The sequence below is a fragment of the Vreelandella neptunia genome (assembly GCF_000712975.1).
Classification (GTDB): domain Bacteria; phylum Pseudomonadota; class Gammaproteobacteria; order Pseudomonadales; family Halomonadaceae; genus Vreelandella; species Vreelandella qaidamensis.
In genome coordinates this window covers 24770-39225 of record NZ_JHQL01000007.1, presented here as the reverse complement: position 1 = coordinate 39225, position 14456 = coordinate 24770, and the positions used below count along the sequence as shown (strand labels likewise).

The following is a 14456-nucleotide window of genomic DNA, read 5'->3' as shown; positions in this document are numbered from 1 at the left end:
CCCTTTGGGCCACAAGCCTGTACTAAAAAACACCTGCAGCTTAGCTGCAGGTGTTTTGTGTTAGATTATCGATTACGAGCCCGTAACGTTTAAGCCTTACTTAGCCTAGCGGGCTTAATACTAGTGGGCTTCATCCCAGTTAGCACCGCTTTCCGCTTCAACAATCAGTGGCACGTTTAGGGTCGCGGCGGCTTGCATTCGTGTTTGGACCTGCTCGATAAACGCCTCAACTTGCGCGTCGGCCACTTCAAACACTAGCTCATCGTGTACCTGCATGACCATGAGTGCATCGAAATCGCCTTCAGCAAGCCAAGCATCAACATCAATCATCGCCTGCTTAATAATGTCTGCTGCCGTGCCCTGCATGGGCGCATTAATCGCAGTGCGCTCAGCGCCCTGACGGCGGTTGCGGTTTTGCGAGTGGATCTCGGGTAGGTACAAACGCCGCCCTAGCACGGTTTCTACAAAGCCATCTTCCGCGGCCTGGGTGCGAATACGATCCATATAGCGAGCAACGCCAGGATAACGGTCAAAATAGCGGTCGATATAAGTTTGCGCCTGGTTGCGGTCAATATGCAGCTGGCGTGACAAGCCCCAGGCACTCATGCCGTAAATCAGGCCAAAGTTGATGGCTTTGGCGCTGCGCCGCTGATCGGCAGAAACCTTTTCAAGCGCGGTACCGAACACTTCAGCGGCAGTTGCGGTGTGGATATCTCGCCCTTCTGCAAAAGCACTTAACAAGCCTTTATCTTCAGACAGGTGCGCCATAATGCGCAGCTCAATTTGCGAGTAGTCGGCCGCCACAATGCGATAGCCTGGACGCGCCACAAACGCTTGGCGGATTTTGCGCCCCTCTTCTGTACGAATCGGTATGTTTTGCAAGTTAGGGTCAGATGACGAGAGACGCCCTGTCGCTGTTACCGCTTGGTGATAGCTGGTATGCACCCGCCCCGTCGTTTTATTGAGCAGGCGCGGTAGCTTATCGGTATAGGTAGATTTCAGCTTTGCCAACCCACGGTGCTGCATAATCACCTTGGGCAACGGATAATCTAGCGCCAGCTCTTCTAGCACTGCTTCGGCGGTTGAGGGCGCGCCTTTGGGGGTTTTCTTGATCACCGGAATCTTCTGCTCTTCGAACAGAATCTGCCCCAACTGCTTGGGTGAACCAAGGTTAAACTCACGACCTGCTAGCTCAAACGCTTCACTCTCAAGCTCGCGAATACGTCGCTCTAGTTGCTGGCTCTGTTCGTGGAGGCGCTCGGCATCCAACGCCACGCCATTGCGCTCAATCCGCGACAGCACGTTAATCAGTGGTAATTCAAGGTGATCCAGCACCTCTGCTAAACGCCCTTCCCTTTCAACCTGGGGACGCAGTATGTCTTGCAGCCGCAACGTGATATCCACATCTTCACAGGCATAAGGAACCGCTTGCTCTAAGGCAATCTGGTTAAACGTGAGCTGCTTCGCCCCTTTTCCTGCGATCTCTTCGAAGGAGATGGTTTTTTCGCCCAGATACTTCAGCGCCAGCGAATCCATGTCGTGGCGAGTGGCGGTGGAGTTCAGTACGTAAGAAGCGAGCATGGTGTCGGCCAGCGGGCCCACCACACCAATATCATAGTTTGCTAGCACGGAAATATCGTACTTAAGGTTCTGGCCGATCTTGGTTTTTTTAGGATCTTCCAGTAGCGGCTTCAACGCCTGTAGTACCTGTTGGCGATCAAGCTGCGCGGGCGCATCCAGGTAGTCGTGGGCCAGGGGGATATAGGCGGCTTCACCGGCTTCAAGTGCCAAACCAACGCCTACAATATCGGCGTCCATATAATTCAAGCTAGTGGTTTCTAAATCGAAGCAAAAACGCTCGGCTTTCTTCAAACGCGCTAACCACACATCAAACTCAGCTTGCTCTACAATGATATGGTCATCGCGCTGGCTAGCGGTCGCGGTATTATCGGCCGTATCAATATCGGCATTATTAGGCGCGGGCTCGCCACCCTTAACGTCATCAACACCCTCGTCGTTGCCTGCCAGCAGCTCAGCCAACCACTGCTTAAACTCCATCTCTTTATAGAGTTCCACCAGCGCTTCGCGGTCTGGATGCGCAATATCCAAGTCATCCAGCCCCACGGGTAGGTCGCAGTCGGTCTTAATGGTTGCTAGCTGATAAGAGAGAAAGGCCTGCTCACGGTGCTCTTCAAGCTTCTTCGGTAACGTTTTCGCGCCACGGAAACTAAGCGTTTTGACGCGTTCCAGATCACCATAAATTGTCTCTAAACCACCTTCCATGCCTTGTAATAGACCAATGGCAGTCTTTTCGCCCACCCCCGGCACGCCGGGAATGTTATCAACCTTGTCACCCATCAGGGCCAAGAAATCAATAATCAGCGCTGGAGGGAGACCAAATTTTTCTTTAACACCCGCTTCGTCGAGCGTTTCCTCTTTCATGGTATTAACCAACGTAATATGGGCGTTTACCAACTGTGCCATATCTTTATCGCCGGTCGAGATCACCGCATCACGGCCAGCCTGGGTGGCATGGTGAGCCAGAGTGCCAATCACATCATCGGCTTCCACCCCTTCAATACACAGAAGCGGTAAGCCTAGTGCTTTTACACAGGCATGTAGCGGTTTAATTTGGCTGCGCAAATCGTCCGGCATGGGCGGCCGGTGGGCTTTATAGTCGCTATACATCTCATCGCGAAAGGTTTTTCCTGGCGCATCAAACACCACAGCCATTGGGCTTTCGGGATAATCTTTGATCAGACGCTTGAGCATATTCAAGACGCCTTTCACAGCTCCTGTGGGCTGGCCGCTAGAGGTCGTTAACGGTGGTAGCGCGTGAAAGGCGCGATATAGGTACGAGGAGCCATCGACAAGCACGATAGGGGCACGGGCCATAACCAATTCCATTGTTAGCAACACAGTAAGAAAGTCTATTGGCTATGATACGCGTTCACGTCACTGGCTGCAGAAACAACCGCTACGAATAACGCATTTCAACCTCACACAACGCTGCCAACTGACCCTGCAAGCCGCTACAATAAAGGGCTTAGCAACCTGGGCGAGATTCTCATGGCTGTATTTACTCCGCTGAGCGACGTTCAGGTCGCCGCGTTTTTAGAAAAATTTGATGTAGGCAGCTTCGTTTCGCTACAAGGCGTAGCTGGCGGTACAGAAAACTCAACGTTTTTTGTAACCACCGATCGTCGTGAGCTGGTGCTAACCCTGTTTGAGCAGGGCGAGCATGAGGAGTTGCCGTTTTTCGTCGATTTGTTGGATTATTTGGACGAACACCGTTTACCGGTGCCCGGTACCATTCATGACCGTGAAGGTATCGCGCTACACAGTCTGGCGGGCAAACCTGCGCTGCTATTTCCGCGCTTGCCGGGCAAGCACCCTAGTGCGCCTAACCTTGCCCAATGCCAAGCGCTGGGCAATACGCTGGGGCATTTGCATGTTGTCTCCCAACGTTTTCCTGGCCATCGACCCAATCCGCGCGATCTTCACTGGCTGCGAGCAGTGCATCACAAGGTGCTAACGTATATTAGCCCTGATGATCAGACGCTGATGAAAGATGAGGTTGATGACTTCGAAAGTGCGTTTAGCCAGCACGGCGAGCTACCTCAAGGAGCTCTTCACGGCGATTTGTTCCGTGATAACACGCTGTTTGAAGGCGACCAGCTAGGCGGCATTATCGATTTTTACAATGGTTGCACAGGTGATTTGCTGTTTGATCTGGCTATTGTCATTAACGATTGGGCAACTAATGAGGATGGCACCTTAAACGCTGATCGTTATGAGGCCATTCTTAGCGCTTACCAGGCGCGTCGCCCTCTCACAGCAGATGAACGTGCGCTATGGCCGATCATGCTGCGCATGACCGCGCTGCGGTATTGGCTATCGCGCCTGCTGGTCGTTTATGTTGATCCACCTGCCCATGACCTAACGCCTCATGACCCTGAGCGTTTCCGGACCATTTTAAAAGCGCGCATCGCATTTGGCGCACTTCCGCTCCCAGAGGTTCCTTGATGATTGAATCGGTGACCACCAGCACCCCGGCCTTGCGCGCCCGACGCACATGGAATATCGACCAATGGGGTAGCGGCTACTTTGACGTGGATGACCACGGACACGCGTTGGTTCGTCCGCTAGGCAGTGACGCTGAAGGGCCAGCCCTACCGCTTAGTGGGCTTGTGCGCCAGCTGCAAGCTGCAGGGCTGCGGTTGCCAGTGTTAGTCAGATTTAGCGATATTCTGCACGACCGAGTAGAGCAACTGTGCGGTGCATTTGATATCGCGATGCAGGATATCGACTACCAGGGCGGCTATACGGCGGTTTATCCAATTAAGGTCAATCAGCAGCGCCGCGTGGTGGAAGAAATACTCGCTACCTCCGAACGTGGCAATGGCCGTGTAGGATTGGAAGCCGGTAGTAAGCCAGAACTATTGGCAGTATTGGCGCTGTCTGATGGCGGCTCCTCGCTCATCGTCTGTAATGGGTATAAAGACCGTGAATACGTGCGCCTAGCGCTGCTGGGTGAAAAGCTAGGGCACCGCGTTTACCTGGTGGTAGAGAAGCTTTCAGAGCTGGAGCTTATTTTAGAAGAGGCTCGTGAGCTGGATGTCACACCGCGCATTGGCTTGCGGGCACGGCTAGCTTCAGTGGGTAAAGGTAAATGGCAAAACACGGGTGGCGAGAAATCAAAGTTTGGCCTGACAGCCAGCCAAATCCTTGATGTAGTCGCGACCTTGCGCGATCAAAATGCGCTAGAAAGTCTACAGCTGGTGCACTTCCACCTTGGCTCGCAAATTGCCAATATTCGCGACATTCAGCGCGGCCTTCGGGAATGCGCCCGTTTCTACCAAAACCTGATGAGCCTGGGTGCGCCGATTGATACCGTCGATGTTGGCGGTGGTTTAGGAATCGACTATGAAGGCACTCGTTCACGCAGCTACTGCTCGGCCAACTACTCTATGCAGGAGTATGCGCGTAACGTAGTTAGTGCCTTTGCACAGCTGTGTCAGGAAGCTGATCTTCCCCAGCCTCACCTGATTAGCGAATCAGGCCGCGCCCTAACAGCTCACCATGCTGTGTTGATCACTAACGTGATTGGTGAAGAGCGCGTAAATGCTTCGCCGCCAGAGCGCTCCTCCCAGGAAGACCCCCAGGTAGAAGCACTCTGGCGAGTTTTTGAGCAGTTAGCCGAGAGCCAAGAGCCTCGCGTTCTAGTGGAAGCTTGGCACGATCTTCTGCAAGCGGTAAGTGAGTTGCAAGACCGCTTCGTACTGGGATTAAGTAATATCAATGCCCGCGCCGAAGGCGAGCGGCTCTATATGGCTGCCTGTGCACGCTTACGCGGACAGCTCGACACCCGTAACCGCGCCCACCGGGAAATTATGGATGAGCTCGCTGAAAAGTTGGCCGATAAGCTGTTCGTCAACTTCTCACTCTTCCAGTCGGTGCCAGACGTTTGGGGAATCGAGCAGATTTTTCCTGTTCTGCCACTAAGCGGCCTAGACCAGCCCCCTACCCGCCGCGCAGTGATTCAGGACATCACCTGCGACTCTGATGGCCGTATTGATAGCTATGTGGATGGCCAGGGCGTGGAAAGCACGCTCCCTCTGCCTGAATGGGCAAGCGACGACGAACGTTGGTTAGGCTTCTTTTTGGTCGGTGCTTATCAGGAAATTCTCGGCGACTTGCATAACCTATTCGGCGATACCGATTCAGTCGATGCTGCACTAGGAAAGGATGGCGAGTGGGTACTTTCTAACTTACAGGCAGGCGATACCGTAGCCGATGTTTTAGCCTATGTGAATTTTGATGCACGAGTGCTAAAGCAAAAACTCACCGAGCAACTGATCACTAGCGGTTTTTCTACCCAAGAGCAGGCAACATTTGCCGCTAGCCTGAGCGAAGGCCTAGAGGGTTACACCTACTTAGAGTAGCACTGAGGCAGCGAACGTTAACCACGGCAACGAAAAGGCCACCGACAATGTCAGTGGCCTTTTGCTTAATTGCTTGCGTTTAACTACTGACACTTAACTACTTAGCGCCATCACCTATTCTACAACGCTAGTGGTAATGTCTAACCCGCCGGTCAGCGTTAAGCGCAGCGAGGCACCACGCGGCAATTCACCAACACCCGCAGGCGTACCTGTCAAAATAACGTCGCCAGGTTCTAGTGTGAAGTGGCGACTCATCTCTGCTACCAGCGTTGGTATCGCAAAGATCATATCAGCCCCCTCCCCGTGTTGACGCTCTTCACCATCAATTTCAAGGGTGAAGGCTAACGCATTCCAATTGGGTATACGGGTTAGCGGCAAAAATGATGATAGCGGGCAAGCACCATCAAACGCCTTTGCAATTTCCCAGGGGTGGCCTTTCTCTTTTAGCTTGGTTTGTACATCACGAAGTGTTAAATCCATCGCCAAGCCGATGCCTGCAATAGCACGCTCAGCTTCATCTTGGGTAGCGTGGGTTAGGGTCTCTCCCACTAACAGCGCGAGTTCGACTTCATAATGCACATCCCCCCTGGAAAACGGCGGATTAAGGGGTTTGCTCAAATCCACCACGCTCGTGGCGGGTTTCATAAATAACAGAGGTTCACTGGGAACCGGGTTATCCAATTCCTTGGCATGGTCGGCATAATTGCGGCCGACGCAGACGACTTTGCCCAACGCGTGGGGAAACTCCTGGCCATCGGTAAACTGTGGAACAAAACGCATGGCGGGTCTTCTCCTTCTCATTATGCGTGCCGCATTCGCAACGACAGGCGCAACAGTCTACCCTAGCTATGCGTATGTTCCACAATCTCTTCCACAGCTTTTCATACATACCACTAGTGATACGTTAGATTATGCGTCGGGCGCCCAACGATCGTCAGCCCCATGCGCCAGAAAGCTAGGGCGCTGCTTCGGTGCAGCAAACGGAGCAACACAGCGATTATCCGGACGATTAAACACAAAGAATACGTTACTACGTGGGTCAGGCGACAAATTAGCGTTAGACGCATGCAGTGTATTGCAGTCAAACAGCAACAAGCCTCCTGCTTTGCCTTTTGGCGCTTCAATGCCGTATTTAGACACCAACTGAGTTAACGCTTCAGGGCTAGGAACGCCAACCTCTTGTGCTTTAAGCGAGCTTTTATGGTTATCTTCCGGCGTTTCTCCCAAGCAGGGCACAAATTCCAGATGAGAACCGGGAATCAGCATCAGTGGGCCGTTAAACTCATGATTGTCAGTTAAGATCAACGAGGCGCTAACGGCGTGCATGTTCGGCATACCGTCTTCTGCGTGCCACGTCTCAAAGTCAGAGTGCCAATTGAACCCTTTACCCGCAAAGCCTGGCTTATAATTAATCCGTGACTGATGCACGTAAGGATCATCACCAATAATTTGCCGGGCAGCACCTGCTAACCGCTCATCACTCGCCAGCTGGCCTAATCGTTCAGAAAGCTTATGCACGGCAAACAGCGAACGAATTTCGTGGCTTTCTGGCTCAGTAACACTGAATTCCTTATCACGATAAGCATCGTTGTTCATCAGTGACTTCATTTCTTTACGAAGCGCTTCAAGCTCTTCACCCGAAATAAGGTTGGGAATAAACAAAAAACCTTTGCGCTCAAATTCATCAAGCTGTTCTTGAGACAACGGCCCTGACAGCTCACGCCCTTTCACCACCGCATCACGGCGCGGCTGGGTTAGTGAAGCTGGAGCTGAGGCTAAGCGAGTTGGGTAAGCATCTCGCACTGTTGAACGTTGTGCTGAGGGCATATCCGTCATTTCACTGTACTGCTTATGGGCAGTAATGGTAGTGAGGGGGTAATTGCTGACTGTCATCTAATCCACTCCTTGTATGATTAAATTTCAGATCATTGGAAAACAAACTCTATGTCTTCATCTTCATATAACGCAAACAGTAGGATAGCTAAAAGTTTACTTCTTGCAACCTATACAAGTCGATTTATAACGTGTGTTATGAAATCCAACCACCACCCTTAAAAACCACATAACACCTACAACAAAAAATCAACAAACTTTGATTATAGTTAATTCAAACACACACACCCATAAATAAAATCTCTATCAAATTCCGTGTTTCTAGCCATCTCTTCTGGCTCTAAAAGCTTAATACTATTACGCGTTTTTCGAATATACTTCTTTTGCTCAAGCGCTGTCATACAACGGCTAACATGAACACTTGTGATACCAAGCAGCTCACCCACCACCTCTTGCGTTATGGAAAAATCAAAAACATCACCTTCCAAAAGTCCTTTAAACTTAAACCTAAAATATATTTCAAGCAAAAAGTGCGCAACGCGCCCTTCAGAACGATGATGAGTACAGCTCCTTAAACGCTCCAACGTAATATTATCATTAATCATGACATAGGATATAATTGCATTCCTAATTTCATCATTATTTTTAAATAATTTATGTAACCCTTCAGCAGAAACTTTTAGAAACTCACAATCAGTCACCGAATGAATAACAACATCATGATTTTCAAAAAAACTTTCGCGCAGACCAATAACATCGCCAGGCATAAAAACATTACAAATATCTTGCCCTCTAGCACCTGCTGCATGGGAAAGACTAGCCCACCCCTCTCTTAAAACAAAAATATCAGCCCGCCCCTCGCATACCGAGAAAAACTGTTGATTTTTCTTTAGCTCGACAGTTTTCTGCTTCAGCTGTGATAACTCTTCAAATGAAGAACTACCAACTTTCCCGTACAAATTTAAAATATCTGCCACATTTATGCTGTTACGGTGTCCGTTAATCACTCCGCCAATGTCACCATTACTCGTTAAAGGGGAGCAATCACTTACAGCCAATTTGTTCATCTCTACACTCCATTGTAGTTAGATAAAATTAGTTAGATAAAATTAGTTAGATAAAATTAGTTAGATAAATTTAGCTAAACAATTAGTTAGACAATAGCTATCCAAACCAACGAGACTGCACAACAATCCGTATAAAAAACACGTCGTCAGCGCTTAAAAAATATAGTCAACTATAAAATATTAAACAAGAATAACTCTTAACTTAAGCTATCAAAATAAATTATAAACATATAATTTAACTTTTGTTAAAACCAAACACAATACTTTAGTATACGAAATCTCATAAATATCAAAATAGCTTGATAAGCCATTAAAATTAAAAAAACAAAATATTCATATGCAAGTTAAATAAATTTAAAATAATTAAAACACCTTAAAAACTTAAGGATACCGGTGAAAGCATCAAAAATGTCTACAAATTAATTTAACTAATTTGATATGAAATAGAATATTAAAAAATAAATAAAGTATTTTTAATAATATTAAAAGAGAGGCAAAAAAATTGCATCTTTAAACCATTACCTGACTCTCGCCTCCCCAACGATGGGTTTACAGTCGCCCATTAGTGTGGGTATGTCGGCAGGTAAATAGTGCTCCTATGCAGCAACTCCTGACTTACCTGGTGATCAACGCGAAGAGTGGACAACTGCTTACCTGTATGCGCCAACGGACAAAGCAACGACCAAGGGCGTTTTCGAATTAATGAAACGGGACTGACATTCACCGCAGTGCATGAGAGTACTATAGTAAGTGACGGATGACTTCACATCGGCACGTGCTGAAACCCTTACGGAAAGCCATTTCAAGCGTGATGACTGAGATACGGAAATTTATACTCATACTGCCTTCACGTGTGATGAAACACACTTTTACGTTCATGCACAGCTTGATGATTATGAAAACTCTTTTCGCGTTTTTTCTAAAAATTGATCTTCTAAAGTACAGCGAGAACATCTATAAGGCACTTTCCTTTAATACATAACCTCGTTACACGTTCCTTAAAGAGTGGGTAACTTCTCATACGTTTAAAAACCCCAGTAAACAATACCGGGGGTGGTAGAGGCTCAGAACTAAGGGATAGTTTAGCAAGGTAAAGGCGCTTTAAACATAAAGGCGCTTTAAACATAAAGGCGCTTTAAACATAAAGGCGCTTTAAACATAAAGGCACTTTAAACAGCACCGGCCCCGTTAAACAACGGGGGCCGGTTCAATCAGATTTACTTCTTAGCTTGGACATTGTCATCATCGGCACGGGCTAAAAAAGAGCGGGTGGTTTCATCAAGATGCTGCGATCAGCGCTTTATAGCTGGCAATTTCGAAGCATTCAAAGGCATAACTGGCGATCCCCCCTTTTACCACTTCATCACCAGCCATCATTCCACCCAGCGCTTGACCAAAGGCAGAAAGCTTACCCCCCATGTCTTTAAGTGCTGACGTATCAATACCCAGTTCGGTCATTAAACGCTCAAGCTTGTCAGATTGATGGGTGGTTTCTTCCAGATGTTGATCAATCCTAGCCCGCAGCGCTGGGTAATGCTCTAAGCGTTTAGCCTGTGATTTCAACATTTCTTCTGCTTGCTTTTCCATAGCATGAGCATCGCGTAACCAATTTTCTAAATACTTGGTTTCCATCGTGCAGCCTCCTTATTAACAAGCAGCATGGTAACGTTTATTTAGCGGGATCAATTTGCTCTTTTTGCGCGCCAGATTTCTCTTTTGCTTGGCCTAGGCTAGGTTCTTGGCCTTCCGGTGCAGGCTGGTTACGCACGCTGTATTCACTGCGTCCATCCAATGAAGGACCTTGCGACCAGCGCCCTTGTGGGGCTTCCTTATCCAGCAAAGTATTTAAGTAATAATAAGAGTGCTGCATCGCCTCATTGTCTTCTGGCGTCGAATTAGGAATTGGTAGCTGTTTCTCAATACCACCCAACTCTTCAATAACAGCCAACCACTGTTGCTGATGATAGGTATCACGAGCGATTAAGAAAGATAAAAAATCTTTCATGCCATGATCATCAGTCCAGTTATACAACCGTGATGCTAATACTCGGCCACCTGCCTCTGCTGTGACATTAGCCAGCATATCTGCAGCAATATTGCCGGTGGCGTACACATGGCTCATATCAAAAGGCACGCCATTTGAATTTACCGGCATCGCTGAAAGCCCGGACGACAAGAGATGACGAGGATTAGCTCCGCCTAAGATGGCATTCATAACGGGGTCTTTGGCAGTCGCCTCTTGATAAGAAACGGGCGCCCCTTCTAAGTTTAGCGCTACCGCATGTCCCAACATTTCGATATGCGAGAGCTCTTCCGTTGCCGTGGACATAAGCATGTCACGAATACGATCATCTCCACGCGCGCCCATTGCCTGAAAGAAATACTGCATGGCAACCCGTATTTCGCCTTCAATACCGCCAATTGCTTGTTGTAGCAACATAGCAAACTCAGGGTTAGGCTTATCGACTTTAACGGGATACTGTAGTTTTCCAGAGTGATGAAACATCGCGCTACTCTCCTTGGCTTATTACCACTCGACAAAAACTCATACTTATTAATAAGAGTCTTTTTCCTTGAGGAAACGGCAGATAGAACTCAGCATTTTACTTGCCATCATATTATCTTCGCATCATATGAAAGCTTTTATTGCTCAAGAAATTTTAGGTTAGTCAACTAAAAGGGGTAATCAAGCAGTGATGCATAAAGTGCGTAATTTTTAATATTTATAAAAACAAAAGTCAGACTTAATCAATATTTTATGAGCTATTAATTAATGTAATTTAAAGTAGCGAAAACTTGGCGCCCTGTTTATCCTTTACGTAATGAAAAATCTAGAGAAATGCCTTATGAACAAAATGCCCCTCATCGCCTCTGTGATGATAATTCTGCTAGCCAGTGGATGCCAATCACACTCGGCAACTCACCAAACAACAAAGCCTAATGAAACGCTAACCAATACCTATTGGAAATTGGTCACGCTTGGCGATCAACCCGCCTCCACCACTGATAACTTCCGCGAGCCTCACCTTGTACTCCATGAAGAAAAATCTCGGCTAGCCGGATCAACTGGCTGCAACACTTTGCTTGGCACTTACCGTCTTAGCGGCAAACGGTTAGTGTTTGAACAAGTAGCTACCACAATGATGGCCTGCCCCGAGACGCAGATGCGTAACGAGCAGGTAATGCTCAATGTCCTGCAGCAAGTAAACGCGTGGCAAGTAGATGGTAGCGTGCTGTCACTCAAAAACGCCAATGGCAAACCAGTGGCAGTGTTTGAGGCAGTGCATCTTTATTAAAAGGTGGTATTTCGACAGCATCGTTTTATTACGGGGTAGACACTTTATAGACAAAAACGAAAAAGCCGCCCTTTCGGACGGCTTTATCTAATTCTCTAACGCTTTGCTTTTAAACCACTTTTAGTGGTGCCGACACCAGGAGTCGAACCCGGGACCTACTGATTACAAGAACCTTACCTACTAACTCACAGCAGCATATTTAGCTTTAAATCAGACACTTACACACCCTCGAAAATTCATTACAGCACACTAAAGCATACTTCTGTGGACAGTTTTTACTTCTTACCTATCCCAGCTTTTACCAACTTTTCAGCAACCTCTCCAACACCTTTTAGGCTATCAGTAGGCTTAGGGTTCTGAATCTCATTTTCGCTAAATTCGTTACTACTAAATATAAAATCTTCATATTTAGCAATGCTTGCACCACAGTCTTTCCCATATTCCTTAACGAACTTGACATGCCCTTCTATATAAACCGATATTGCTGACTTTAACTCAAGCTCTTGAAGACGCTTAACATTCCCTTGATAAATAGACAAAAAAACTCTAAAGAAATATATCCCTAAGAATATAAAAGTCGAAGAAATCATAAATAGTTTAACATCTATAAGCCTGATTTCCTCCCAAAACATCAAGCTATTAAAACCTTCATCAATGCTTAAAGAAAATGGCAATCCTTGATTAGCACCTAGATAAACAGCAACTGAAAAAAGATATAAAACAGTAATAATTGCAAATATAAAAACAGCTTGAAAAGCTCTTCTCTCTCTAACTCTTGCACTTTCTTCTAATTTGTTAAAAACTTTTGATGACGATAGAAAGCTAGCATCACCTTTCAGCGCAGAAACATTTTTCTTCAACTCATCTAGATGATAATTTAAATCTTCCTCTTTATCCTTATACTCTTTCAACCTTTTACTTATTTCTTTATTTATCATTGACTCTGAAGCTTGAGCTTTTCTATAAAGATCTAACCCTTTCCTTATGCCACTAGCATACTTATCAAAAGAGTCAATTTGCTTTTTATTTTCCATCTTTTTTAAATATACTTCCCTTGCACTTAAAAGCTTATCTAAATCCTCCTTTAGCTCTTTATAACCAGTTATATAAAATATCTCAAAAATAAAAACCAAACATAAATCTAAAACTTCCGCCCAATCTGAAGACTTATTTTCAAGATTGTTAGCAACATTGATTTCCACCTTATCTTTAAACCTATCTTTAAACCATTCCCACTCTTCATAACCATCATTTTCTTTTAATTGTTCTGAATTATTAAGTATTACTTCTAGGCATTTTTTTAAGCTGACTCTTTCATTTTCTTCAGTTATGAAAAACACCCCTCCTGGTACTATAGAGCTGATAGACCACTCAAGAACCTCATTAAGACCTTTTTCACTCACCATACAGCCCCCTCTGCACCTTATTTATATCGTCTATAAGCCCTAGCTCTAACTTCAGCCGCTTCGCTTCCAATCTCTCTCTTTCAGCTCTAGCAGATAAATACTGTTTCTCTGACCTCTTGATTCTAATCGTTTCATCTACAAGCTTTTTATAATTCAACACATATACACAACAGCACCATATAAAAACACCCAAAGCTATCAATAAGACCAGATCAATAAAAATTGCATAGTAAACTGCTTGCTGCATTCCTATTTCAAAGTCACGCCATGCGCTTGTTAAAGCTCTATCAAAGCTATCCACTATTTACGCCCCCTGCGTTTATTCTTCCACTTTCTCAATAGTTTATTTTCTATCCAAATATAAAAAATGCCCACCCCGCCAAACAGGATGGCCATTTTTATGACTTGGTGAAAGATTTCCCTCATTGCATCTTCTGGCCCCATCACCCCAGCTCCCTGTTACCCACAACCCCTACCTCCTTGGAACCATCTATCCACAACCCTTTGTGCTAGTCGGTATCCGTTCCCGTTTTCTTCAACGTGCTGCGCGCCCTCTCTATATCGGGGCTTATTTGTCCGCACGTCTCGTCTGTCATCCCAGTCATTAGCCAAAGCGTATATTTCGGCCACTGCTTGCAGATCGCCTCCAACATTTCTCCTTTGGGCGCTCTTCCAGCCTGCTCAATGCTCTCAACAGTTTTTTTATTAAAACCAATTAGTTGTGCAAATTCTGCGCGGCCTGATGTTTCGACCTCACGAATTTCTCGCATTTTTTGGGCTAAGTCACTGGACATATACCAACTTCTTCGTATACTAATTTCATCGGATACCAATTAATTGGTACACCGCCTAGGTAAAGTTCTGCAATAAGCAGTTCTGATCTGAAGATACCACAACATGCCACAGCGA

12 protein-coding genes are annotated in these 14456 nt (G+C 46.5%); 3 read left to right on the top strand and 9 right to left on the bottom strand.

What is annotated here, in order from left to right; genetic code table 11:
• Nucleotides 1-120 precede the first annotated feature (120 nt).
• The gene (gene polA, locus CR46_RS0117025) at nucleotides 121-2895 is read right to left on the bottom strand and encodes a DNA polymerase I (protein WP_030074710.1); all 2775 of its coding nucleotides are present in this window, start codon (nucleotides 2893-2895) and stop codon (nucleotides 121-123) included.
• A 174-nt stretch (nucleotides 2896-3069) separates the two neighbouring features.
• On the opposite strand from polA, the gene CR46_RS0117020 reads away from it, so the two are divergent.
• Both CR46_RS0117020 and speA read left to right on the top strand, forming a co-directional pair.
• Nucleotides 3070-4026, top strand: coding sequence for a homoserine kinase (locus tag CR46_RS0117020; protein ID WP_030074708.1), 957 nt, complete (start codon nucleotides 3070-3072; stop codon nucleotides 4024-4026).
• Entirely contained in the window at nucleotides 4026-5945 is a 1920-nt protein-coding gene (gene speA / locus CR46_RS0117015; protein WP_030074706.1) for a biosynthetic arginine decarboxylase, read from the top strand. Before CR46_RS0117020 ends, speA begins: the two co-directional genes overlap by 1 nt.
• A 114-nt stretch (nucleotides 5946-6059) precedes the next feature.
• On the opposite strand, the gene CR46_RS0117010 is transcribed toward speA, so the two are convergent.
• The 5 genes from CR46_RS0117010 to CR46_RS0116985 all read right to left on the bottom strand — a co-directional run bounded on the left by CR46_RS0117010 (nucleotide 6060) and on the right by CR46_RS0116985 (nucleotide 11351).
• Nucleotides 6060-6725 carry a fumarylacetoacetate hydrolase family protein gene (locus tag CR46_RS0117010; RefSeq protein WP_030074704.1) on the bottom strand — a complete coding sequence of 222 codons (666 nt, stop codon included), beginning with the start codon at nucleotides 6723-6725 and terminating at the stop codon, nucleotides 6060-6062.
• Nucleotides 6726-6854: 129 nt separating this feature from the next.
• Nucleotides 6855-7838, bottom strand: coding sequence for an ectoine hydroxylase (gene thpD / locus CR46_RS0117005; RefSeq protein ID WP_030074702.1), 984 nt, complete (start codon nucleotides 7836-7838; stop codon nucleotides 6855-6857).
• Nucleotides 7839-8047: 209 nt separating this feature from the next.
• On the bottom strand, nucleotides 8048-8845 hold the full coding sequence (locus CR46_RS0117000; RefSeq protein WP_030074700.1) for a Crp/Fnr family transcriptional regulator: 798 nt from the start codon (nucleotides 8843-8845) through the stop codon (nucleotides 8048-8050).
• A 1278-nt stretch (nucleotides 8846-10123) separates the two neighbouring features.
• Nucleotides 10124-10477 (bottom strand): DUF892 family protein, encoded by a 354-nt coding sequence (locus CR46_RS17895; protein WP_420038472.1) that lies wholly within the window; start codon nucleotides 10475-10477, stop codon nucleotides 10124-10126.
• A 37-nt stretch (nucleotides 10478-10514) separates the two neighbouring features.
• Complete coding sequence (locus tag CR46_RS0116985; RefSeq protein ID WP_030074698.1) at nucleotides 10515-11351, bottom strand: manganese catalase family protein; 837 nt, start codon at nucleotides 11349-11351, stop codon at nucleotides 10515-10517.
• A gap of 340 nt (nucleotides 11352-11691) precedes the next feature.
• Here CR46_RS0116985 and CR46_RS0116980 point away from each other — a divergent pair, with 340 nt between their 5' ends.
• Nucleotides 11692-12141 carry an META domain-containing protein gene (locus tag CR46_RS0116980; protein WP_051690214.1) on the top strand — a complete coding sequence of 150 codons (450 nt, stop codon included), beginning with the start codon at nucleotides 11692-11694 and terminating at the stop codon, nucleotides 12139-12141.
• A 275-nt stretch (nucleotides 12142-12416) separates the two neighbouring features.
• On the opposite strand, the gene CR46_RS0116975 is transcribed toward CR46_RS0116980, so the two are convergent.
• The 3 genes from CR46_RS0116975 to CR46_RS17890 all read right to left on the bottom strand — a co-directional run bounded on the left by CR46_RS0116975 (nucleotide 12417) and on the right by CR46_RS17890 (nucleotide 14341).
• Complete coding sequence (locus tag CR46_RS0116975) at nucleotides 12417-13547, bottom strand: hypothetical protein (protein WP_030074694.1); 1131 nt, start codon at nucleotides 13545-13547, stop codon at nucleotides 12417-12419.
• Nucleotides 13537-13848, bottom strand: coding sequence for a hypothetical protein (locus CR46_RS0116970; RefSeq protein WP_030074692.1), 312 nt, complete (start codon nucleotides 13846-13848; stop codon nucleotides 13537-13539). Before CR46_RS0116970 ends, CR46_RS0116975 begins: the two co-directional genes overlap by 11 nt.
• A 208-nt stretch (nucleotides 13849-14056) precedes the next feature.
• Nucleotides 14057-14341: a helix-turn-helix domain-containing protein gene (locus tag CR46_RS17890; protein ID WP_035537000.1), complete on the bottom strand. Its 285-nt coding sequence runs from the start codon at nucleotides 14339-14341 to the stop codon at nucleotides 14057-14059.
• Nucleotides 14342-14456: the final 115 nt, after the last annotated feature.

What these genes read in the sequence shown, in the direction of transcription:
- CR46_RS17890 (WP_035537000.1), bottom strand. Translation starts at nt 14,341, where the DNA reads ATGTCCAGTGACTTAGCCCAAAAAATGCGAGAAATTCGTGAGGTCGAA.
- CR46_RS0116975 (WP_030074694.1), bottom strand. Translation starts at nt 13,547, where the DNA reads ATGGTGAGTGAAAAAGGTCTTAATGAGGTTCTTGAGTGGTCTATCAGC.
- polA (WP_030074710.1), bottom strand. Translation starts at nt 2,895, where the DNA reads ATGGCCCGTGCCCCTATCGTGCTTGTCGATGGCTCCTCGTACCTATAT.
- CR46_RS0116985 (WP_030074698.1), bottom strand. Translation starts at nt 11,351, where the DNA reads ATGTTTCATCACTCTGGAAAACTACAGTATCCCGTTAAAGTCGATAAG.
- CR46_RS0117000 (WP_030074700.1), bottom strand. Translation starts at nt 8,845, where the DNA reads ATGAACAAATTGGCTGTAAGTGATTGCTCCCCTTTAACGAGTAATGGT.
- CR46_RS0117020 (WP_030074708.1), top strand. Translation starts at nt 3,070, where the DNA reads ATGGCTGTATTTACTCCGCTGAGCGACGTTCAGGTCGCCGCGTTTTTA.
- thpD (WP_030074702.1), bottom strand. Translation starts at nt 7,838, where the DNA reads ATGACAGTCAGCAATTACCCCCTCACTACCATTACTGCCCATAAGCAG.
- speA (WP_030074706.1), top strand. Translation starts at nt 4,026, where the DNA reads ATGATTGAATCGGTGACCACCAGCACCCCGGCCTTGCGCGCCCGACGC.
- CR46_RS0117010 (WP_030074704.1), bottom strand. Translation starts at nt 6,725, where the DNA reads ATGCGTTTTGTTCCACAGTTTACCGATGGCCAGGAGTTTCCCCACGCG.
- CR46_RS0116980 (WP_051690214.1), top strand. Translation starts at nt 11,692, where the DNA reads ATGAACAAAATGCCCCTCATCGCCTCTGTGATGATAATTCTGCTAGCC.
- CR46_RS17895 (WP_420038472.1), bottom strand. Translation starts at nt 10,477, where the DNA reads ATGGAAACCAAGTATTTAGAAAATTGGTTACGCGATGCTCATGCTATG.